We start from the raw sequence: 21,262 nt of genomic DNA, 5'->3' as shown, positions 1-21,262 counted from the left end.
TATGATATCATTATTTTTTGTCAAAAATAATCTTAGTTTAGATAAATAAAAAAACCTCACAAATCTTCAAGAAATATTCTTAAAAATTAAAGGCTTTATTTGCATTTATTTTAAAAATTTTAAAGTTTCATTACAAATCATTAGTTCTTCATCAGTTCTAATTTTATAAATTTCATATTGAGATTGAGAACTTGAAACCTTAATGTAATCATCATATCCTGAAGCCATAGCTTTGTCATCATATTTGATATTTAAGATTTTTACTTTATCTAAGATTGATTCATTGGCTACTCTTGAGTTTTCACCAACTCCTGCAGTTAAAATTATAGCATCAACTTTCCCTTCTAAAAGGTTAGCATATTTAACTATAAAGTCTGCAATTCTTTGGGATCACATATCAAGAGTTAAAGCTGCTTTTTGGTTGTTTTGTTCAACTGCTGCAGTAATGTCACGCATATCACTTGAAATCCCACTAATTCCTAAAAGTCCAGATTTTTTATTTAAAATATCTGTAATTTGTTCTAAATCTAAACCTGTTTGTTTGGCAATATATTGATGTAGTGATGGGTCAATGTCTCCTGTTCGTGTTCCCATCATAATACCTGCTAATGGGGTTAACCCCATTGAAGTGTCAAATGATTTTCCTGCTTTAACACAACAAAGACTGGCCCCATTCCCTAAGTGACAAATAATTAGGTTAATTTTATCCACTGGTTTATTTATAATCTTAGCTGTTTTTTGAGTTATGTAATCAAAGCTAATTCCATGAAAACCATATTTACGAGCTGAATATTCTTCAAATCATTCATAAGGGATTGGGTATAAATAATTTTTTGGTGGCATAGTTTGGTGGAATGAAGTGTCAAAACAACCCACCAATTTTGCATTAGGCATATTTTTTTCAAAAGCATTAATTGCAGTTAAAGCTCCTGGGTTATGTAGTGGTGCTAATTTAATATTATCTTCAACCACTTTTTTCATTGTAGCATCTAAAACTACTGGTTTAACTACTTTTACTCCTCCATGCACAATTCTAAAACCAACTCCTTTAATGTCATTAACATCTTTAATAACATTATTTTCTTGGAAACGATTTAAGATTGCTTGCACTGCTGCTTCGTGATTTGGCATTTTATCATTATATTCTTTTTTGATACCTTCAATTTTTAAAGTTAAAGCACCATCAACTGTAATTCTTTCTGCCAACCCCTCAACAAAGGGTGTTGGTTCTGCTTGACCAGTGCTCTTGTATAATTTAAATTTAATTGAACTGCTACCTGCATTTACAACTAGTATCATTCTATTTTGCCTCCTTTTGTAAAGCTTGATAAATTGTTAAAATTGATGTTTGGTAAATATCTTCAACTGTGGCACCTCTAGATAAATCATTGACAGGTTTTTTTAATCCTAAAATAAATGGACCTGCAGCCTCAAAACCACCCATTCTTTGTGCTATTTTATAACCTATGTTTCCAGCATTTAAATCTGGGAAGACATAAATATCTGGATGGGCATTTTTAAATTTACATTTTGGGTATTTTTTGTTTCTAGTGGCTTGATCATAGGCACAGTCAAATTGCATTTCTCCCTCAAAAAGCAATCCGGGTTCATTATGTGCTTTTAAACGGTTAACAGCTTTGCTAACTTTATCAACCATTGGACCAGAACCTGAACCAACTGTTGAATAACTTAACATTGCCACTTCAATATCTGTAAATTTTAGATCTTTGGCAAAGTTTGCAGCCATTAAAGCAATATCAGATAAATGTTTTGAATTTGGATCAACATTTAAAGCACAATCTGTAAAGATGTATTGTTCTTCACCTTTTGTCATCACAAAGACTGAAGAAGCAATTGAATAATCTTCATGAGTTTTAATAATTTGTAGTGCAGGTCTTAAAGTATCTGCGGTTGAGTAATTTAACCCACAGACCATAGCATCTGCTAAACCCATTTGCACTAACATTGCCCCATAATAATTTCTTTTTTGAACTAAAAGAGTGGCTTCATCTTCTTCTAATCTACCTTTTCTGATAGTTAGTAATAAATTTAACATCTCTTGGTTAATATTATTTTTAATAGCAATTGTTTTAATTCCAGCCACTAAATTATTGGGAATTTCAGCTTCAGTTCCAAATAACACAGCCACATCAGCAAGACCCTCAGTTTGCAAGCGGTTGGCTACCTCTATAATTTTATCCTCTTTTCCCTCTGGAAAAACTAATTTCATTTTTTTTGTAGATTTTTGTAATTCACTTTTAATTTCTTTGATTCAAAACATAATTTTTATCCTTTTCTATATGCTTGTATTTCTTTAAGACGAGTTGATGAGATTTTTCTAGTTGGACTATCTGCTATAAAAATAACAGTTTCCAAACCAGGATTCAAGGTTTTATTAGCATCTGAAATTTCCATTTCATATTCAAGATCATCTTTATCTCTAATTCCTCTAATAATAAAGTCAACCCCTAATTCTGCAGCTAACTCTGCAGTTAGCTTGTCTTCATTGATGATAATTTCAACCCCTGTCATTCCAGAGGTACTAGCTTTAATTGCAGCAATTCGTGACTCCAAATCTGGGGTAATATCTTTAAAAATGTTTTTACTAATAACTAAGTAAACTAAGTCAAAGATTTTTCTAGCCTTTTTTAAGATTTGTAAGTGTCCCTCATGGAAGGGGTTAAAACTACCTGGATAGATTGCTTTCATAAGCTCACCTTTTCTATGTTATTATTTTAAAACAATTGTTGATATAATTTCTATTATTCTTAAATTTGTGTAAAATTATTAGGTTAGGAGAAAAAATATGAAAATACTTATGATTGATGTTGGGAATACTACTGCTGATTTTAGAGTTTGAGATTCCCAAACTAAAACCATCACCAAATTAACTAGACCACTAACAAATTCAGTGGCAACTGACTCACCAAAACAGATAGTTCAACTTTTAAAAGATCAAGAAATTGTTATTAACAAAATTCTTTATGTTTCAGTTGTTCCAGTTTGAAATGATTTAATTCGTGAACTGGCTGTCCTTTTAAAAGTTGAAGTGTTTAATGTGAGAAACTTAGTTGACCTAGAATCTGAAATTTTTGCAATTGATAACTCTGCTAAAATTGGAGCAGACTTTATTTGTAATTATTTTGCTGCTCGTAAAATGTATAACTTAGAAAATGGTGTCATTGTCTCAATGGGCACTGCCACCACATTTTTAGTTGTTCAAGATGCTTGTATTGTCGGAACCATTATTGCTCCTGGATTAACCACAGCTTTAAATGGTTTAATTAGTAATGCTGCTTTATTACAAAATTTTCACTATGAAAAATCAGACAAAATAATTGGTAAAAACACAGTTGATGCCATTAATCTTGGAGCCTATAATGCTCATTTGTGAATGACAACTGCTGTTATTAACAATTTACGCAAAAACTTTAAAATTGGTCAAGTAATTTACACTGGAGGTAACTCCCTAGTCTTTGAAACTGAAATAGCTAATGGGCTAGGAAAATTTAATGAACAATTAATTTTTGAAGGAATTGTGGCAATTGCTAAAAACATTACTAATTAAAAGATTCAAATACTTGAATCTTTTTTTAACTTCTGACTGCGGCAATACCTTGTTCAATAATTTTGCGACATTCAGTTACATATTCTTTGCTTGGTGGTTGAACATTACGCAAGTAGAATTTCATTTTTAAATTTTCATATTTAGGAATCATCATATTATGGTATGGGAGCATTTCTAAACGTTCCATATGTTTTAACTTACCTACAAATTCTCCAAGTTTTTCAAGATCTACTTTATCATCAGTTCAACCAGGAACTAAAACATGACGAACTCACATTTTTGTACCAACTTCATCTGTCAACAAAATCCCTTGTAAAATATTGTCATTAGGGCGCGAAGTTAATTTAATATGTTTTTCATTATCAATATGTTTTAAGTCTGCTAAAACCAAATCAGTATGTAATAAAAGTTCTCTTCATTTTTCTTTAATTTTAGGAATATTTTGAAAAGTTCCATATGAGGTATCTAAACAAGTATTGATTCCTAATGACTTAGTCTTTTTAAAAAGTGCAATACAAAAATCAATTTGAGCAGTAGCTTCTCCCCCAGATAAAGTAATTCCACCATTACGATAAAATGATTTATTTTTTTGATAAAGTCTAATAACTTCATCAACTGTGATTGGTTTATCTCTTTTGAATTCTAAAGTTTCAGGGTTGTGACAGTATTTACAACGTAAATAACAGCCTTGTAAAAAGATTACAAGTCTTACCCCTGGACCATCAACTGCTCCAAAGGTTTCAATACTACTGTAATATCCAATTGGTTGTTCCATAATGACACCTCCTTATAAAAAAGGAGAACCTAAATTAGTGCTCCCTTTTTTAGTTACATTGATTCGTGAAAAGTTCTTGAGATAACTTCATCTTGTTGTTGTTTTGTCAATTTAACAAAGTTAACTGCATATCCTGAAACTCTAATTGTTAATTGTGGGTGGTTTTCTGGGTGTGCTTGGGCATCCCTTAAAACTTCTCTGCGTAAAACATTGACATTTAAATGGTGTCCACCATTTGCCATATAACCATCTAACATATTAACTAAGTTACCAACTTGTTGTTTTGAGAATTTTTCCATAATTTTTTACTCCTTTTTAGTTTTTCAACTATTTTATTTTTGCATCTTCAGGAATTTCTCCTGAAACTTGGAAGTCTCCGTTAATGATTAGGTCATCATCTTTTCCTAAAGCATTTGGAATCACTGAGAAGGTATTTGAAATACCATCAGCTGCATGTTTGAATGGAATTTTTGAAACTGATGCCAGTGAAGCAATAGCTCCAGTACAGTCTCTTCCATGCATTGGGTTTGCTCCTGGGGCAAAAGCTTCTGGGAATCTTCTACCACAAGGTGTATCACCTGTTGATTTACCATAAACTACATTTGATGTAATTGTCAATACTGACATTGTAGCTTCTGAATTTCTGTATGTAAAGTGTGAACGCACATAGTTCATAAAGATTTTTACCACATCTTTGGCAATTTGATCTACTCGGTCATCATCATTTCCATATTTTGGGAAATCTCCTTCTGTACGATAAGATGTGACAATTCCAGTTTCATCACGAACTGGGAAAACTTTAGCATATTTAATAGCAGATAGTGAGTCAGCTACAACACTTAATCCAGCAATACCTGTGGCGAAGAATCTATGTACATTTGTGTCATAGAAACACATTTCTGCACTTTCATAATAATATTTATCATGCATATAATGAATTACATTTAATGTATTTACATATTTGTCTGCAACTCATTTCATCATATTGTTAAATTTCATTCAAACTTCATCATAGTTTAATTGACCATCACCAGTAGTTACTGGTTCAAATCTTGGTGAAACTTGATCTTTTGAAATTTCATCCACCCCACCATTAATTGCATATAGTAGAGTTTTTGCAAGATTAGTTCTTGCTCCAAAGAATTGCATTTGTTTTCCAACTTTCATTGGAGAAACACAACATGCAATGGCATAATCATCACCATGAGTTGTTCTCATAATGTCATCATTTTCATATTGCATTGATGAATACATAATTGAGTATTTGGCACAGAACTCTTTAAATCCTTCTGGTAAATTTGTAGATCACAAGATTGTTAAGTTTGGTTCTGGTGATGGTCCCATATTTGATAGGGTGTGAATGTATCTAAATGAAGTTTTAGTTACAAGTGTTCTACCATCTAATCCCATTCCTGCAATTGATTCAGTGGCTCAAACTGGGTCACCTGAAAAAATTTCATTGTAAGCAGGGGTTCTTGTAAATTTAACAATTCTTAATTTCATTACTAAGTGGTCAACTAATTCTTGAGCTTGTTCTTCAGTAATAACTTTATTTCTTAAATCTCTTTCTAAATAGATATCTAAGAATGATGAAGTTCTCCCAAATGATTCAGCTGCACCATTGTTTTGTTTAATAGCTGCCAAATATGCTAAGTAAGTAAAGTTGAAAGCTTCAACTGCATTACTTGCAGGTTTTGAAACATCAAACCCATAACTTGCAGCCATTTTGGTAATGTCTTTTAAGGCATTAATTTGTTCTGTAATTTCTTCTCTTAATCTGATTTTTTCTTCAAACATTTCCCCGTCAATTAATTCTGCATCTTTAATTTTTTGTTCAATTAAAAAATCTGTTCCATAAAGTGCTAACCTACGGTAGTCACCAATAATTCTCCCACGTCCATAAGTATCAGGTAAACCAGTTACAATATGGCTACGACGAATTTTTCTCATATCAGGAGTATAAGCATCAAACACACCTTGGTTGTGAGTTTTTCTGTATTTTGTAAAGATTTCTTTGACACGATCAGAAACTTGGAATCCATATGATTCGTTCGCTTGAACTGCCATACTAATTCCACCTCAAGGCATTAATGCTCTTTTAAATGGTTTATCTGTTTGTAAACCAACAACTTTTTCAAGTTTTTTATCAATAAATCCAGCAGCATGTGAGGTAACTGTTGATGGTACATCACTATCAACATCTAAAACCCCACCAGCTTCTCTTTCTTTTTTAGTTAAATCCATAACCATGTCTCACAATTTAGTTGTGGCTTTGGTTGGACCAGCTAAAAAATCATCTCCCCCATCATAAGGGGTATAATTTTTTTGAATAAAGTCTCTAACGTCAACTTCTTCAGTTCAGAAACCTGTTTCAAATCCTTCTCATTGTTTATATTTCATTTTACTACCTCCAGTTTTATTATCTCATTTATAAGTGAAATTTTTTATCATTTAAGCAAAAAACAAGGTTTTTATGGAAAAAATACCTTGTTTTAAAGTGTTTTTATATAAAATAATCTTGATTTTTTAAAAAAATGAAATTATTTTTCAAATTTAGGTATTGGTTTACCATAATATGCATCTAAGTAAATTTGTTTTAAATCTTCAATTAAAGGATATCTTGGGTTTGCTCCTGTACATTGGTCGTCAAATGCATCTTCTGCCATTTTATCCAATGAGTCTAAGAAAGCTTTTTCATTAACACCATAATCTTTAAATGATGCTTTTAATTCAACTTCTTTTGTTAATTTTTGAACAGTTACAATTAGTTCATCCACGAGTGCTGCATTAGTTTTACCTTTTAATCCAAGTTCTTTTGCCATTTGAGCATATTTTTCTAATGAATTTTGAGTTGCATATTGTGAGAAGTAGGCTTGTTTTCCACCTTCTAAAACACAAGCTGCATTGTAACGAATTACATATGGTAACAAAATAGCATTAGCAGCCCCATGAATAACATCATGGTATCCCCCAACTTTATGTGACATTGAGTGGACAATTCCTAAGAAAGCATTAGCAAAGGCGATTCCAGCAAAGGCTGCACCATCCATAACTTTTGCTCTAGCTTCTTGGTCTTCACTACCATTGTGGTATGCTTTTGGCAAGAATTTAATAATATTTTTTGCCCCTTGTACTGCATAACCATCAGTGTACTCAGTAGACATTACAGAAACATATGCTTCTAAACAGTGAGTTAAAGCATCAAGTGCTGGTGCATTTGTAGCCATTTTTGGTACAGTCATAGTTAGCTCAGGATCAATAATTGCCATTTGCGGAGTTAATGAATAATCTGCAAGTGGGTATTTTTTATGAGTTTTGTCATCAGTAATAACAGAGAATGGTGTTACTTCTGAACCTGTTCCTGAGGTTGTTGGAATACACAACATTTTAGCTTTTCTACCTGTTCTTGGGTATTTAACTATTCTTTTTCTAATATCTGCAAAAGTTACTGCTAGATCTTTAAAGTCAATTGCTTTACCATCATTTTCATACATTAATCACATTAATTTAGCAGCATCCATTGATGAACCTCCACCAAATCCAATAATTAAGTCTGGTCCAAATTTAGCCATTATTTCTGCACCTTTTGAAGTGGTAGATAACATTGGGTTTGGTTCCACATCATCAAAAATTGAGTATTGAATTTTTAACTTGTCTAATTGTTGAGTGATTCTTTTCCCATAAAGTTGGTTAATAACTTTATCAGTTACAATAAATGCTTTTTTGATTCCTCATTCTTTTAAGTCATCAAAAGCAAATTCAAGTGCCCCATATTTATGATAAATACGTTCTGGCAATCTTAGTCATTGCATATTTTCCCTTCTTTCTGCTACTGTTTTAACATTTAATAAGTTTAAAGGACCCACATTTTGTGAAAATGAGTTTCCCCCATGAGTTCCACAACCCAAAGTTAAACTTGGATCTAGACCAAAGTTATATAAATCTCCAACTCCTCCAAGTGATGAAGGTGAGTTGATTAATAATCTTCCTGGGTTAAGTCCTTTGAATTTTTCAACTTTTGATTCATTTTTTGCAACATCAACTCATAATGATGCTGTGTGACCTGGTCCCATTGTTAAAATTTCTTTTGAAATTTTAATGGCATCATCATAGTTTTTGGTTTTGTAAATAGCCGCATAAGTTGAAAGTTTTTCATGTGCTAATGGTTCATCATATGATGTTGAACTTGCTTCAACTAAAATAAAACGAGTAGTGTCTGGAACTGAAATTCCCACTGTTTTTGCAACAACTAGTGCAGTTCTACCAACAATTTCAGCATTCAGAAGGCCATATTTACCCTCTTTAAACATAGCTTTTCTAAATTTATTTTTTTCTTCTTCTTTTCTTACAACATAAGTGTTTTTACTTTCAAATAGTTTAACCACTTGATCATAAACACTTTCTAAAACAACAATTGAGTTTTCTGTTGCACAAACAACCCCATTGTCAAATGTGTTTGACTGAATTATTGATGAAGTTGCAACATCTAAGTTTGCACTATCATCAATGATTGCTGGGGCATTCCCAGCTCCAACTCCAATTGCTGGATTTCCTGATGAATAAGCCGCTTTTACCATACCTGGTCCACCAGTTGCTAGAATAATGTTTGCATTTTTCATAACATATTCTGTACCTTCAAGACTTGGATTGTCAACTCAAGCAATGATACCTTTTGGTGCTCCTGCTGCAACTGCTGCATCTAAAACAATTTTAGCTGCTGCAATTGTTGATTTTTTTGCTCCTGGGTGAGGAGAAATAATAATTGCATTACGAGTTTTCAATGCCATAAGACATTTAAAAATTGCAGTTGATGTAGGATTGGTTGTAGGAATAACAGCACCAACCACCCCAATTGGTTCATAGACTTTTTGAATCCCTAGTGCTTTATTGCTATAAAATGTACCTACTGTTTGCAAGTCTTTATATTTGTTATAAATCATTTCACTAGCGAAATGATTCTTCATAATTTTATCTTCAACAATTCCCATACTTGTTTCTTCGTGTGCCATTTTTGCTAATGGTATACGATTTTCACTTGCAACAAGTGCAGCATTCCTGAAGATTTCATCAACCTTTTCTTGTGAAAAAGTTGAAAATTTTTCATAAGCTTCTTTAGCTTGATCAAATAATTTTTTTAATTCTTCCATCTAAGTAACTAGCCTCCATTTTTATTATAGTCCTAATTTGAAATTTTTTTTCATCTATTGTCAAAAAACCTAGACTTTTTTTTACCAAAAATTTGCTAAAAAAATAAAATGTTGAAAATTTTTTTAAAAAAAATAGCTACTAGCTATTTTTTAAGGATTTCATCAATCACTTCATATCCTCTTTGAACTCCACCTTCAACAAAACCATTATAGTTTTTGCTAAATTCTGCCCCACTAAAATGGATATTGCCTACTGGTTTTGATCAAATTTTATGATACTTGTTTCAGTCATTAATTCCAAGTTTAGAAACAAAATAACCATCTTTGAATATTTCATCATCTCAATTGTATTCTGAAAAATCACTGTAGTTATATGCTTCAGCTGAATCATAAATAGTTTTAATTTCATCTAGCAAAATCTGTTTACGTTCTTCAACTGATTTGCTCATGATTACATCTTTTTTGTCTCCAATTACAAACCCAACAAAGACATAATCTTTATTAATAACTGTGGTGTTTTCGATACACTTTGAAATATAGCCACTAGTTTTTAAATTAAAACCATGACCATCTCAAAATTTGGTTTCGTACGTGAATGAGAATTTATAAACTTTTGTTTTTGAAAATGCTTTCATTAAAGCAATGTTTTCTGGTGGTAATGGTGGTTCAAAATTAATTTCTTTGGTCATTTCTGGTGCCAAACCAATAATAACATGGTCAAATTCATAGCTATCTTGGTTGGTATGAATGATTACTTTGTTACCTTTTTGTTCAATTTTTAAAACTTTTGAATTTAACAAAATGTTTTCAAGACCAATTTGGCGAGCTAGTTTTTTTGCTAGCAACACCAATCCACCAACAATTCTTTGTTCATTTAAACCTGCACTAAACTCAAAGAAATACTTGACTGCGTTATTTGATTTAATAAAGAATAACACATTAAGTAATGAAGTGTTATCAACTTGAAAGTTTGAAAAATGCCAGTTAAATAAAACATTAACACTGTCTTTTATCAGTTGATCATTTGTTTGATACATAATTCACTCATTGAAATCAATGGCATCCCAATTTTTTGCTTTTGGATGATTCATTAAATCATTTAAATCTAGCTGATCTGCCATGTAACAAATTTCATCAATTAGTGCTTTAAATTTCGGGAGATCTAAGCCCATTTTTACTTCACGTTCAAATAGATGTTCAAAATCTGCTTTTACTGGTGTAGCAAATGTTAATAAACCTAAGTTATCAATTAGCTTTTGTACCTCTTTGTGGTGGTGATTAAATCATTGACCTCCAAGTTCAATGATTGACCCATCAACTAAATCTTTATTAAGTAAACGCCCTCCAACTTGGTCTCTACCATCAAAAACTGTGAATTCCATACCTAATTCTTTAGCTTTCATTGCAGAGGCTAGACCTGAGATTCCTGCCCCAATTATCCCTATTTTCATTTTTTGCCTCCTATTGTCTAATCTTTCTAATTTTAAAACTTTTTAATACAAAATACTAGACTTTTTAAAGTAATAATAAAAACACCCAAAATTGGGTGTCATATGCGCATATGATATTGTAAATTAACGTTTTGAAAATTGAGGTGCACGACGTGCTCCATATAAACCATATTTTTTACGTTCTTTAACACGTGCATCACGGGTTAATAAACCTTTTCCTCTTAAATCAGGCTTGTAGTCTTTACTTGCTTCTAATAAAGCACGAGCAATTCCTAAGCGAGCTGCTCCAGCTTGCCCTGTAAATCCTCCACCTTTAACAGTGACTCTGATTGAAAAGTCTGTTTTTGTACCTGTAGCTACTAGTGGTTGTTCCATGTCTTGAACTAATGTTGCATATGGGAAGAACTCTAAAGCTGGCTTTCCATTGACAACAATTTTACCATTACCTGGAGTTAAAATTACTTGGGCAGTTGAAGATTTTCTTCTTCCAGTGCCTCTATACATAACTGATTCTTTTTTTGCAGCCATTATTTTTTATCTCCTTTTCTGGTATTTATTACTAAAACCTCTGGGTTTTGAGCTTGGTGTGGGTGTTCTGGTCCTGCATAGACATGCAAGGCACGATATTGGTTTCCACCTTGAACATTTTTAGGTAACATTAGTCTTACTGCTCTTTCCACAATTCTTTCTGGGAACAATTCACGTTGAGTTTTAACATTTCTTGATTTTAATCCCCCAGGATACATAGAGTGGTGGTAGTAATTTTTATCAGTTTCTTTTTTACCTGATAAAACAACTTTTTCAGCATTAATAATGATCACGTGATCGCCATTATTAATGTGAGGTGTATAATTTGGTTTATGTTTTCCTCTTAAAACTGTAGCAACTTCAGTAGATAAACGTCCCAAAATTGCATCAGTTGCGTCAACTACATATCATTTTTTAGCAATATCTGCTGTTTTAATAAGTGTAGTTTGTTTCATTGTGCTTTTTCTCCTTCGCTTCCGGGGCTTGTGAGTAAGCAAATATATTATATCTTATTTTTACATAGATTCTAGACTTTTTGTAAAAAAATGCTTGGCAATCCATTGTTATCAAAACAAAAAAGGACTAAATGTTATCAAAAAACCCTTGCTTTATAACAAGGTTTTGTTAAATTAAGTAATTAAATTTGAGTAATTTGAATAATCTAGGTTAATTAATTTCATTTCTCCTTGATTCCCGTTTTTTGAAACGGGAATAACACCAAATTGCATTTTGTTTCCTCTAATTGGTAATTCTGCAACAAAAACTTCAGTATTTGAGGTTTCATTTACTCGGTAATATTTATTATCATAATGATAATAAATTTCATAGTAATCAATATCAACTGCATTACTAGTTCAAGCCAAACGCACATTTACATTATTTTTACTTCTAATCACTGAAAGTTCTGAAGTAATGTTTGAAATTTCAGGAAGTTCAGTATTGCTAGTTTGACTTGATTTTTTAAAAGTGAAGTGACCAACATTAAATTTAAAATTACCATTAACTTTTGAGTTAAATCTTAACCCAAGTTTGGCAAGTTTTTTGGATGTTGATGCACTAATAGGAACCTCTATTTTGTATCAACCAGCAGCTAATTTTTGAGGAGTTCCTAAAACTTCTGCAATTTTATTTTCTCCATCATTTGTATATGTAGCTAAAACTTGTACTGAGTTAGCAACATCTTCAACTACTTCACCTGTAGTTTCATCAAATGCTGAAAATACAAAGCTTGTTTCATAACCTGATTTTGAAATATTTGCACCCATTATATTTCAGTCATAATTTGAGTTTGGTGCAAATTCTGCATTTGTAACTGATCCATCAGGTAAAACTTTACCCCCAATTGCTAGTGAATTACCTTTTTGATAAGGGTGATAATAATCATAAAAACCATTAACTTTTGCATCAATAGGGAGAACTTTATTTTCTCCTGTTTTTTTAATATCTCATGTATAAGTTGGTAGAGTTGAAGTTAAACGACGATTAGTCCATGGATAATCTGAAACTGTTTGTAAAACATTCCCCAGCTTATCTCGAGTAAGAAACTTTGTTCCATTTCCAAGTGAAAATGAACTTTCAATTAAAGGCGTATTTGCAACTCCATCAATTTCTTCATCTGTTATTGGGGTGTATTCTTGAATTAATGAACCAATCCCATAGCTTTTACTAATTAATCCAGCATTTACTTCATAATCAAATAAATCGCGATAAGTAATACTTCCTGGTTCTAAGGGGCTATTTGGTGTTTCAATTCTTGGATCTGCATATAACATGTTTCTAGTGTTAATACCAGAAGTTGATTTTGATCCAGTATCACTTTCACTTAAACCTCCATTTAATCCAGTAAACATGTAATTGTCATACATGTTTGTTACTTGCTGGGCAAATAATCAAGATTTTAAACGATAATCATATTCATTTAAGTCACCGTTAATATTGGCAATTTGAAAAGCTTGTGAGCCAAAGTTTCCTGAACCTTCTCCTGAAAAAGAAGAAAAAGACTGGTACACGTTTTTATCATATTCAAATTCACCAGTGTGGTCTAAACCATAAACCATTTGTCTTCAATCATAACTACCAATATACTGGTAGGCTGCTGCAGTTTCTAATAGTGAATGGACTTTACTAGCATCAATATTTCTTGAAGCAATATAATCTTTGTTCATATCTGGAGTTACTCGAAAATCATTTTGTAAAATATCCACATAATCTAGCATTCTTGCATAGTCAGTGAAATTTGGAGTATTATTAATACTTGCCAATGACCCACCATCTCGATAATAAATAATTTTTAAGTTTTTTGCCAAAGGATTTTGGTGCTTAGCTTTTTTTGCTTGAAAATCTTTTAGTAAATCATATGCATAATTGGCTGGTACAACTGTCCCGTTTGGTCAACCTCCATTTGTTTCATCATTATAAAATCAACCATCAAACCCTAAATCTAAGGCCATGTCTATTAAGGTATCTGCTAGTTTATAAGTTCCATCAGCATTTGTTTCTAAAAAATCTATCATTTCAGCTCTAGTTAAACCTCCATAACCTGAAAAAAACATTAAACCAAAAACTGGTGTACCATTAATGTGCCCAGCATCAATTACATCTGCTGCTGGGGGTGAGATATTTCCATGTTGGCCTCAATCAAATAAATAATCTCGGTACTGAAAATTATTGACTGATTTTTCAAAAGGATTTTTTGTACCATTATTTGTATTTTGAAATGATCCATTTGAACGTGAATGGTCTCGGATATCTCCAAATGAAAGTCTTTCATCTTGACTAGAAACAGATTTTAGTGCTGTCTTGGAACGAGCTAATAATGGTTGAATGGCTTTTGCATAATTGTAATCAATGTCACTAACATCATTTCATTGTCAAATAGAATTTGCTCTTAAGTATTTTCGAGCCTTTGAAGTGACTCCAAAGTCACTTCAAAAATTACCTGCTGCATAGATTTTATTAATTGGTGCTCCGGTTGTGGCTTGTTTAATTAATGAGGGCCCCTCTTTAAAATTAGTATTGTATTGATCAAAGTCAAAGTGACTACCAACATAGTTTGATTGGCTGTTAATAACCTCACCATTAATGTTGGTGTTACTTTCAGCTAAAACTGCTTTGTTATTTAGATTTTTTAATTCTAAGTCATAACCAGTTGAGCCATTAGATCAATCAAAATCTTCAAGTGAACTTAAGTATTTGTGAGTAGATTGTTCGCCAATGTTACAAGCAACTGCATTGAATGACAATGAAGTCAATAGTGTTATTGCTGAAAAGCTAGATAATAATTTTTTCATATTGCCTCCTATCATTTCATTTCTTTTAATTCTAAATACTGTTGATAAATTTTATTTACATATTTTTTTGAATAATTGTTCAAAACTGTTAATGGATTGCTGTATAATTGACTACGATCAGCTGGTAAAGTGCTTTCATCATTTCTAACAATTGATGGATGAACATAAAAATCAAAGGAGAAGAAAAAGTAATATCCTGATAGTTCACTATCTCCTGGAGGCCAAATTTCAAAGTAACTTATCATTTCATCATACTTGTAAAAACAAAATAATCTATCTATCATTCTTGAATCTAGTAAACCAAGTTTATCAATGTGAGCTGGGTTAGAATTGTATGATGCATTATACATCATTTGAGCATAAATTTGTTGTAAGTAAGCGGCCATTATGTATTGCATTGTTTCCGAACTATTGTATTCAAATTTTAAATATTGATAGGCTCTTCATTGTAAGAAATTTTGACTTTCTCTATCACTGTTTGAAACACTTAAACTCAATCTTAAGGTTTCTTTAGCTGGATGTGAGGCTTCAACAATTATATTACCATCACCAGGTTTTTTAGTACCCTTAAACCAAACAGCGCCTCGGTCATCTAATCTTAAAATTTCAATACTATCTGGGATTGAAGAAGTCACTGAGAATTCATAACCTAAGTTTTGTAAAGTTTTGTAATTATAGATTTGAAAAAATTCTTCTTCACCTAGAGTTGAAGCACTCATAGAAATCGATCCAAATGGAGTGGCTCAATCTCGATACGGTAATTCAAAATCTGGAACTATTTTATCTTCTAGTAAAGGGTCTGAAATTATGAATTGTTCTTTGGGAACATAATAATTGGTTAAATCAATTTCTTCATCAAACCCTCATCTAATTGCATGATTAATAACTGCATATTGGAATTGAATTAAGTAACTGTTTAAAATTCTACCATTTCTGTCCATTTCATTTTTTCAACTTGAAATGAATTTGTAATCATAACCAATATCTCTAATTCGTAAAATGTAATCTATATTTTTTTCAAATTGTCTTTTAGCTGTGCAAGCAACAGTTAAAGAACTAGTTGCTGTTATTGCTAACATTGGGGTTAATGTTCCAATTAAACTAAGTAATTTTTTCATGATGTTTTTTACCTCCATTAAAGTTAAAGATAGCTACAACAGATATTAGTGCAGTTCATAATAAAGTGAAAGGAACTAAGAAATAGTAATCAATAAGAAAAAGTTTTGTTGCTAAATTAACTATTACTAAATTAATTAGATTGTCATTGGTCTGTAAATCAACATATAACCCATACATAAATCAAGTAAAGTATTTTTGTGGTATCAAAAAACCAAAATAATACAATTCATTGTATAACACTCCACTATTGGGATTAAACATGATGTCTCCAGCAATTAAAGAAATTGAGACAATTAAGAGATTAATTATTTGAATAAAGGCAATGTTTTTAATTGCAAAAGCAAAGAAGAAACCAACAAAAAAGTAAAATACTGAACTTAACATCAACAAATAAAAGATTCCTAAAATTCTTCTAAAAGTTGCTACAGTAGCAACCTGTTCTTGAAGCATAAGTGTATTGTAACTTTTTAAGGTTAGTGCCACTGTGAAAGACTTGTTTGTTAAAAATAAGTCAATTCCTAAGGCTAAAAGAATGAAGACTAGTAAAAAAATAATGTTAATTACAATAAAGACAGCTAAAAAAGCTAAAATAAATGTAACTTTATTGATCTTAAATAAGTGCATTTGTTTAAAGAATATTGATTCTCGTCAATCTGTTACAACTGCTGAGACTAGAAATATTGAGCACAAACTTGGAATAAATAAAAAGGTCATAATAATACCTGGATTTATCATTTGTTTGTCAAAGTTACTTTGTAATAAATTTACAAAAAGATAAATAAAAATCGGTAAAAAGACTGAGAAAACATACAGTCTTGCAGACTTGAAAGTAGACTTAAATCCATATTCTAAGGTTTTTCAGTATTTTTCTAAAAAACCTTTTTTCTCAGCAAATGTGTTGTCTTTTTTTAGATTGGTGTTCATTATTTCACCCCCCACTTAAAGTAAAAATAATTGTGAATAAAGTACCCACCTAATATTAATGTGGTAATACTTAATGGAATTCAAATGTTTTTAAAAGATATAAAAACATCAGCTCCTAGTAAATTGTTGGTACCAATAATTTGCGTTATACCCTGATAGTCTATATATTGATATGAAGTAATCATAAAAAACACTCAGACACTATACTTCATTGGGTTTAAATATTGGATTACTGAAACTGCCATGTGTTTTGAAGTTACTTGTGGAATAATAATCATATCACTTGATAGTAGTAAAATTATCAAAACCACTAATGCTAACAAATTGGCTAAAATTTTTGATTTTGCAAAATTTGTAACCAGCAAGAAAGTTGCAGTTGAAGACAGTGACATCAGTGTTAAAGCAAAAACTGAAAGCATTCAAATGTACCAGTTAATGTCATCAATAATGCTATTTGTAACTTGAATTGAAAGAGAGATGTTTAAGAAAATTAATGCACCACAAACATTCAAGAGAAATGAGCATCAAGAAGTTAACACGCCAATTACCATCATGGCACAAACTAGATTAATTGAATTAACTCCCTGTAATTTTAATTGTTTTAAAAATAGTGTTGCCTTTCAATTATTAATCAATATTGAAAGATAAAATGATATTGTGAAAATTCCAACACATAAAAAACCTAAAAATTGTGGAGGATAAACTGCATTGATATCAAGGTTGAATCAAACTGAGTATAAAACAAATGATAATACTAATGGAATTAAGAATGAGAAAATGTAAAATTTTGGATACTTTAACAACAAAAGACTGAGAAAGGTAAAAGTTTTTGCAAAGGTTTTCAATTCACTTTTAACTTTTATCATTGTTGAAAAATTCCTCCATGTATTTTCTTACAGATCCATTTTGCTTAATAACTTCTTGGGTTGTTTTGTTTTCAACCACTTTACCATCTTTTAACAAGATAATTCTTTCACAAAGCTGCTCAATCTCATCTGGAATATGTGAAATTATTAAAAGAGTGATTTTATCCCTTTTTCGTAAATTGTTAATATAGTTTAAGATTTTAATTTGCATCTTAATATCTAACCCTGTAATTAACTCATCTAATATCAAAAGTGTTGGCTTATTAATTATTGCTAAAAAACAATTAAATCTCTGTTTTTGACCTGCTGATAGCTTAGTGATGTCTTCTTTTAAAATTTTCTCAATTTCAAAAACTTCAAAAATCTCCATTGTGTATTGGTCTTCTTTTCATTTTTTGCCTTTAAAAAATTTAATTAAATCTAAAGCTCTTGTTTTTGGTGGTCAAACACCTTCTTGAAATTGAATTCCTATCCGTTCATTGATGTTTTTTGAAAAAATAATTTCGCCACTTGTCTTGTTCTGAATTCCTCCAATGATTTCTACAAGTGTAGTTTTTCCCGCACCATTAGCACCCAAAATTGCAACACTTGTTCCTTTTTCAATTTTTAACTCTAGTTCTTTAAGAACTTCTTTGTCTCCATATTTTTTTGTAAGATTGCTAATTTGTATCATTAAATAATCCTTTCGATTTACCTGCCAAAAATTATTATATATTTTAATTACGTATTTGTAAAGTATAAGTGTAGTCCAAAACTTGATTAAGACAAGGTATTTGTGGGAAAAATTTAAATGTGGAAAAGCAAAAAAAGGCACAATTCTGTGCCTTAAGTGTGGTTATTAGTAACAAGAAGTTATGGTTATGTATCCCCTTCTCGCAATTTGCTTATGCAAGAATACAAGGTCTATAACTTAATTTTACTGTATTTACAAAATATGACGTTATTTAGCTTTTTTAAAATAACCACTCAATAAGCATACCATTAATTTTTTTAATATTCAATAGCAAATAAAGTTAATCCTTCTGGATTTGCTAAAAATGGTAATTTTTCATGAGTTCTTTTTAATGTTGCAATAATCTTGTTTAGACTAGTTTTGCCAGCAGCATAAGCTAATGCAGCTCCGACAATCATTCTGATTTGGTATCTAATAAAACCTTTAGCTTTAAATTCAATAATTAATTTTTTTTGCTCTTCTTTTAACCTAATTGAATCAATTATTCTTATTGAGTTAATTGCTGCCAGTTCAAATTCTTTTAAACCTGAGAAATTGAAAAAGTCATGTGTACCCACAAATAGTTGTAATGCCTCATTTAACTTATTTTGATCAAACTTAAATTTAGGTTGCAAATAATAGCGGTTTTCAAAAACATTTGGTGTATCTAAATTGATTTGATAATGATAGGTTTTTTGTTGACAATTTCTAACCCGAAACTCAGGTTTTATTGGTTCTATTTTTGTAATTTTGATTCCAACCGGGAGAGCACTATTTAAGCCATTTAAAAAGCCTGGTAAATTTGGGCTAAATTCCAATTCCACTCAGGCTTTTTGATCAACAGCATGAACTCCAGCATCAGTTTTTGAAGCTCCAACAACTCGAAACTGGGCATTTCTAGTAACTTGACTAATTGCAGTTTCAACTTCTCCTTGGATAGTTCGTTGTTTTGTTTGTTTGGCTCAGCCACAAAAATCTGTGCCATCATATTGAATTGTAAATAAATAGTAGTTCATCTATTGAATTTTGCTCATAGCTAGAATTCTATCAATTCTAGGAATTTCAAAACGGTGGAATAATGGTGCATCAATAAAACTGCTTTCAAATGCATAAAAAATTAATAAAGCTGCAACAGCAATATAACACACAAAAATTAATCAGTCAATAATTCTAAATTGAACTTGTCTATATCTTGTTCTTTTTGCATGTGGGTTATACCCTCGTGAGTCCATAGCATAAGCTAAGTCCTCAGCCTTTTGAAAGGAACTAACAAGTAAAGGGATAATTAAACTAGTCATAGATTTAATTTTATCTTTAAATTTACCATTCTTAAAATCAATTCCCCTTGAAGACTGGGCCTTCATAATTCTTCCTGCTTCATCAATTAGGGTTGGAATCATTCTCAATGCAATTGAGATAATTGTTGAGAAAATATAAACTGGGATTCCTATTAATTTTAATGGTCATAAAAGATCTTCAATTGCTAAAGTTAACTCAAGAGGTTGAGTTGTCCCTGTTAAAATTGTAGTCAAAGTAATCATCAAGAAAATTCTGATAGTCATATAGATTGCACGATAGGCTGCACGCTCTGAGAAGTAAAGACTTTTTCAACGAAAGATGTATCCAAAGTTACTTGACCCTTCTCCATAATCCAAAGCCCAAAAAGCTCCGCCACCAGTACTGTGTCACTCAATATTATTGTCTGTATGTGGACTTAGCATAAAGATATTAATTAATAACAACATAATAAAAATTAAAATACATGGTTTTAAAAGTTTAAATAACATTTTAAAATTCAAATGACTCACTGCATAGAGTGCCAAAATTGCTACACCAAGAAGTGCAAAACCAGTAAATCCTACTGGAAAGAATACAACTATAATCAAACAAACAATCATAAATAATTTAACCCTAGGGTCCATTTTATGAATTGTAGAATTATAGGGCATGTATCTTCCAAAGACCATTCTCATGTTTAGTTCACTCCTTTATTTTTTGGCTGCTTTAATTGCTGCAGCCACTTCTTCAACGGTTCTAAATTTTTCACCAGTTATATCTAGACCTTTTGCTTTTAATTTATATGCTAACTTGTACAATTTTGGTGGTTCAATTTCAATTTTTTCAAGTAACTTTTGATTTGAAAAGATTTCAAATGGTGATCCAGTCTCAATAACTTTTCCTTTATGCATAACCACAACATCATCAGCAATTTGTAAAACATGATCCATATTGTGGGTTACAATAATAATTCGCTTATTTTTTTCTTTATTGAGATTATAAAACAATCTCATAAAATCTTCTTCACCTTGTGGGTCCAAACCTCCAGTTGGTTCGTCCAACACCAAGGTTCCCCCATCCATAGCAATTATTCCAGCAATTGCCACTCTTCTTTTTTGACCCCCAGAAAGGTCAAAGGGACTACGTTTTGCATAGTCTTCAGGTAAGTCAACCATTCTTAGTAATTCTGGTACTTTCTTAAAGGCAAGCACTTTATCACCACCAAGATTAATTGGACCAAAAGCAATATCTTTAGCAATTGTGTCTTGGAATAATTGGTATTCAGGAAATTGAAATACCAATCCAACTTCCCTTCTTAAATCCTTAACTTCCTTAATTTTTTTCATTGAGGCAAATAAAGGATAATCACCAACTAAGGTACGTCCAGTTTCAGTTACTAATAAACCATTTGTTAATTGGATTAAGGTTGATTTTCCACTTCCTGTCATTCCAATAACTGCTGTAATTCTATCTTTTTTAATAGTTAAATCTGTTCCATCCAAAGCTCTAAACTCAAATGGTGTGTCTTTACTATATGTTAAAGAAACATTTTCAAATTTAATATCATCTTCAAAATTAAAATGTGGTTTTTTAGCACTCTCCAT

At 31.3% G+C, this 21,262-nt stretch carries 20 protein-coding genes; 2 read left to right on the top strand and 18 right to left on the bottom strand.

Annotated features, from left to right (window positions below):
• Nucleotides 1–105: 105 nt before the first annotated feature.
• From SCLAR_RS01215 to coaD, 3 genes are read right to left on the bottom strand one after another with little or no spacing between them, the layout of a single operon-like run.
• Nucleotides 106–1,299 (bottom strand): acetate kinase, encoded by a 1,194-nt coding sequence (locus SCLAR_RS01215; RefSeq protein ID WP_100254136.1) that lies wholly within the window; start codon nt 1,297–1,299, stop codon nt 106–108.
• A 1-nt stretch (nt 1,300) separates the two neighbouring features.
• On the bottom strand, nt 1,301–2,281 hold the full coding sequence (pta, locus tag SCLAR_RS01210) for a phosphate acetyltransferase (RefSeq protein WP_100254135.1): 981 nt from the start codon (nt 2,279–2,281) through the stop codon (nt 1,301–1,303).
• Nucleotides 2,282–2,286: 5 nt separating this feature from the next.
• A complete protein-coding gene (gene coaD / locus SCLAR_RS01205) occupies nt 2,287–2,709 on the bottom strand; it encodes a pantetheine-phosphate adenylyltransferase (RefSeq protein WP_100254134.1) in 423 nt (140 codons plus the stop codon).
• Between the two features lie 97 nt (nt 2,710–2,806).
• Here coaD and SCLAR_RS01200 point away from each other — a divergent pair, with 97 nt between their 5' ends.
• Nucleotides 2,807–3,568 (top strand): type III pantothenate kinase, encoded by a 762-nt coding sequence (locus SCLAR_RS01200; RefSeq protein ID WP_100254133.1) that lies wholly within the window; start codon nt 2,807–2,809, stop codon nt 3,566–3,568.
• 25 nt (nt 3,569–3,593) lie between these two features.
• Here SCLAR_RS01200 and pflA read toward each other — a convergent pair whose 3' ends face one another.
• The 11 genes from pflA to SCLAR_RS07105 all read right to left on the bottom strand — a co-directional run bounded on the left by pflA (nt 3,594) and on the right by SCLAR_RS07105 (nt 17,125).
• Nucleotides 3,594–4,343 (bottom strand): pyruvate formate-lyase-activating protein, encoded by a 750-nt coding sequence (pflA, locus tag SCLAR_RS01195; RefSeq protein WP_100254132.1) that lies wholly within the window; start codon nt 4,341–4,343, stop codon nt 3,594–3,596.
• A 53-nt stretch (nt 4,344–4,396) separates the two neighbouring features.
• Complete coding sequence (locus tag SCLAR_RS07285) at nt 4,397–4,642, bottom strand: glycine radical domain-containing protein (protein WP_100254131.1); 246 nt, start codon at nt 4,640–4,642, stop codon at nt 4,397–4,399.
• A 28-nt stretch (nt 4,643–4,670) separates the two neighbouring features.
• Nucleotides 4,671–6,743: a formate C-acetyltransferase gene (gene pflB, locus SCLAR_RS01185; protein ID WP_100254130.1), complete on the bottom strand. Its 2,073-nt coding sequence runs from the start codon at nt 6,741–6,743 to the stop codon at nt 4,671–4,673.
• Nucleotides 6,744–6,883: 140 nt separating this feature from the next.
• Entirely contained in the window at nt 6,884–9,490 is a 2,607-nt protein-coding gene (gene adhE, locus SCLAR_RS01180; protein WP_100254129.1) for a bifunctional acetaldehyde-CoA/alcohol dehydrogenase, read from the bottom strand.
• Nucleotides 9,491–9,633: 143 nt separating this feature from the next.
• Nucleotides 9,634–10,941 (bottom strand): flavin monoamine oxidase family protein, encoded by a 1,308-nt coding sequence (locus SCLAR_RS01175; RefSeq protein ID WP_100254128.1) that lies wholly within the window; start codon nt 10,939–10,941, stop codon nt 9,634–9,636.
• A 123-nt stretch (nt 10,942–11,064) separates the two neighbouring features.
• A complete protein-coding gene (gene rpsI, locus SCLAR_RS01170; protein ID WP_100254127.1) occupies nt 11,065–11,469 on the bottom strand; it encodes a 30S ribosomal protein S9 in 405 nt (134 codons plus the stop codon).
• Nucleotides 11,469–11,924, bottom strand: a complete 456-nt coding sequence (gene rplM, locus SCLAR_RS01165) for a 50S ribosomal protein L13 (protein ID WP_100254126.1) — start codon at nt 11,922–11,924, stop codon at nt 11,469–11,471. The genes rpsI and rplM overlap by 1 nt, the downstream gene beginning before the upstream one ends.
• 174 nt (nt 11,925–12,098) lie before the next feature.
• Nucleotides 12,099–14,759 (bottom strand): endo-beta-N-acetylglucosaminidase, encoded by a 2,661-nt coding sequence (locus SCLAR_RS01160; protein WP_157795120.1) that lies wholly within the window; start codon nt 14,757–14,759, stop codon nt 12,099–12,101.
• 8 nt (nt 14,760–14,767) lie between these two features.
• Nucleotides 14,768–15,877: a hypothetical protein gene (locus SCLAR_RS01155; RefSeq protein WP_100254124.1), complete on the bottom strand. Its 1,110-nt coding sequence runs from the start codon at nt 15,875–15,877 to the stop codon at nt 14,768–14,770.
• The gene (locus SCLAR_RS01150; protein WP_100254123.1) at nt 15,861–16,802 is read right to left on the bottom strand and encodes a hypothetical protein; all 942 of its coding nucleotides are present in this window, start codon (nt 16,800–16,802) and stop codon (nt 15,861–15,863) included. Before SCLAR_RS01150 ends, SCLAR_RS01155 begins: the two co-directional genes overlap by 17 nt.
• Entirely contained in the window at nt 16,802–17,125 is a 324-nt protein-coding gene (locus tag SCLAR_RS07105; RefSeq protein ID WP_146637316.1) for a hypothetical protein, read from the bottom strand. Before SCLAR_RS07105 ends, SCLAR_RS01150 begins: the two co-directional genes overlap by 1 nt.
• Nucleotide 17,126: 1 nt before the next feature.
• Here SCLAR_RS07105 and SCLAR_RS07100 point away from each other — a divergent pair, with 1 nt between their 5' ends.
• Nucleotides 17,127–17,450, top strand: coding sequence for a hypothetical protein (locus SCLAR_RS07100; RefSeq protein ID WP_146637315.1), 324 nt, complete (start codon nt 17,127–17,129; stop codon nt 17,448–17,450).
• A 204-nt stretch (nt 17,451–17,654) separates the two neighbouring features.
• Here SCLAR_RS07100 and SCLAR_RS01140 read toward each other — a convergent pair whose 3' ends face one another.
• The 4 genes from SCLAR_RS01140 to SCLAR_RS01125 all read right to left on the bottom strand — a co-directional run bounded on the left by SCLAR_RS01140 (nt 17,655) and on the right by SCLAR_RS01125 (nt 21,262).
• A complete protein-coding gene (locus SCLAR_RS01140; protein ID WP_100254121.1) occupies nt 17,655–18,341 on the bottom strand; it encodes an ABC transporter ATP-binding protein in 687 nt (228 codons plus the stop codon).
• A 317-nt stretch (nt 18,342–18,658) separates the two neighbouring features.
• On the bottom strand, nt 18,659–19,396 hold the full coding sequence (gene truA, locus SCLAR_RS01135; protein ID WP_100254120.1) for a tRNA pseudouridine(38-40) synthase TruA: 738 nt from the start codon (nt 19,394–19,396) through the stop codon (nt 18,659–18,661).
• Nucleotides 19,397–20,353 (bottom strand): energy-coupling factor transporter transmembrane component T family protein, encoded by a 957-nt coding sequence (locus SCLAR_RS01130; RefSeq protein WP_100254119.1) that lies wholly within the window; start codon nt 20,351–20,353, stop codon nt 19,397–19,399.
• A 15-nt stretch (nt 20,354–20,368) separates the two neighbouring features.
• A complete protein-coding gene (locus tag SCLAR_RS01125; RefSeq protein ID WP_100255211.1) occupies nt 20,369–21,262 on the bottom strand; it encodes an energy-coupling factor transporter ATPase in 894 nt (297 codons plus the stop codon).

The sequence above is a fragment of the Spiroplasma clarkii genome, from assembly GCF_002795265.1.
GTDB classification, from domain to species: Bacteria; Bacillota_I; Bacilli_A; order Mycoplasmatales; family Mycoplasmataceae; genus Spiroplasma_A; species Spiroplasma_A clarkii.
Note: the sequence above shows the minus strand (reverse complement) of the source record. Positions and strands in the feature narration are given on the sequence as shown.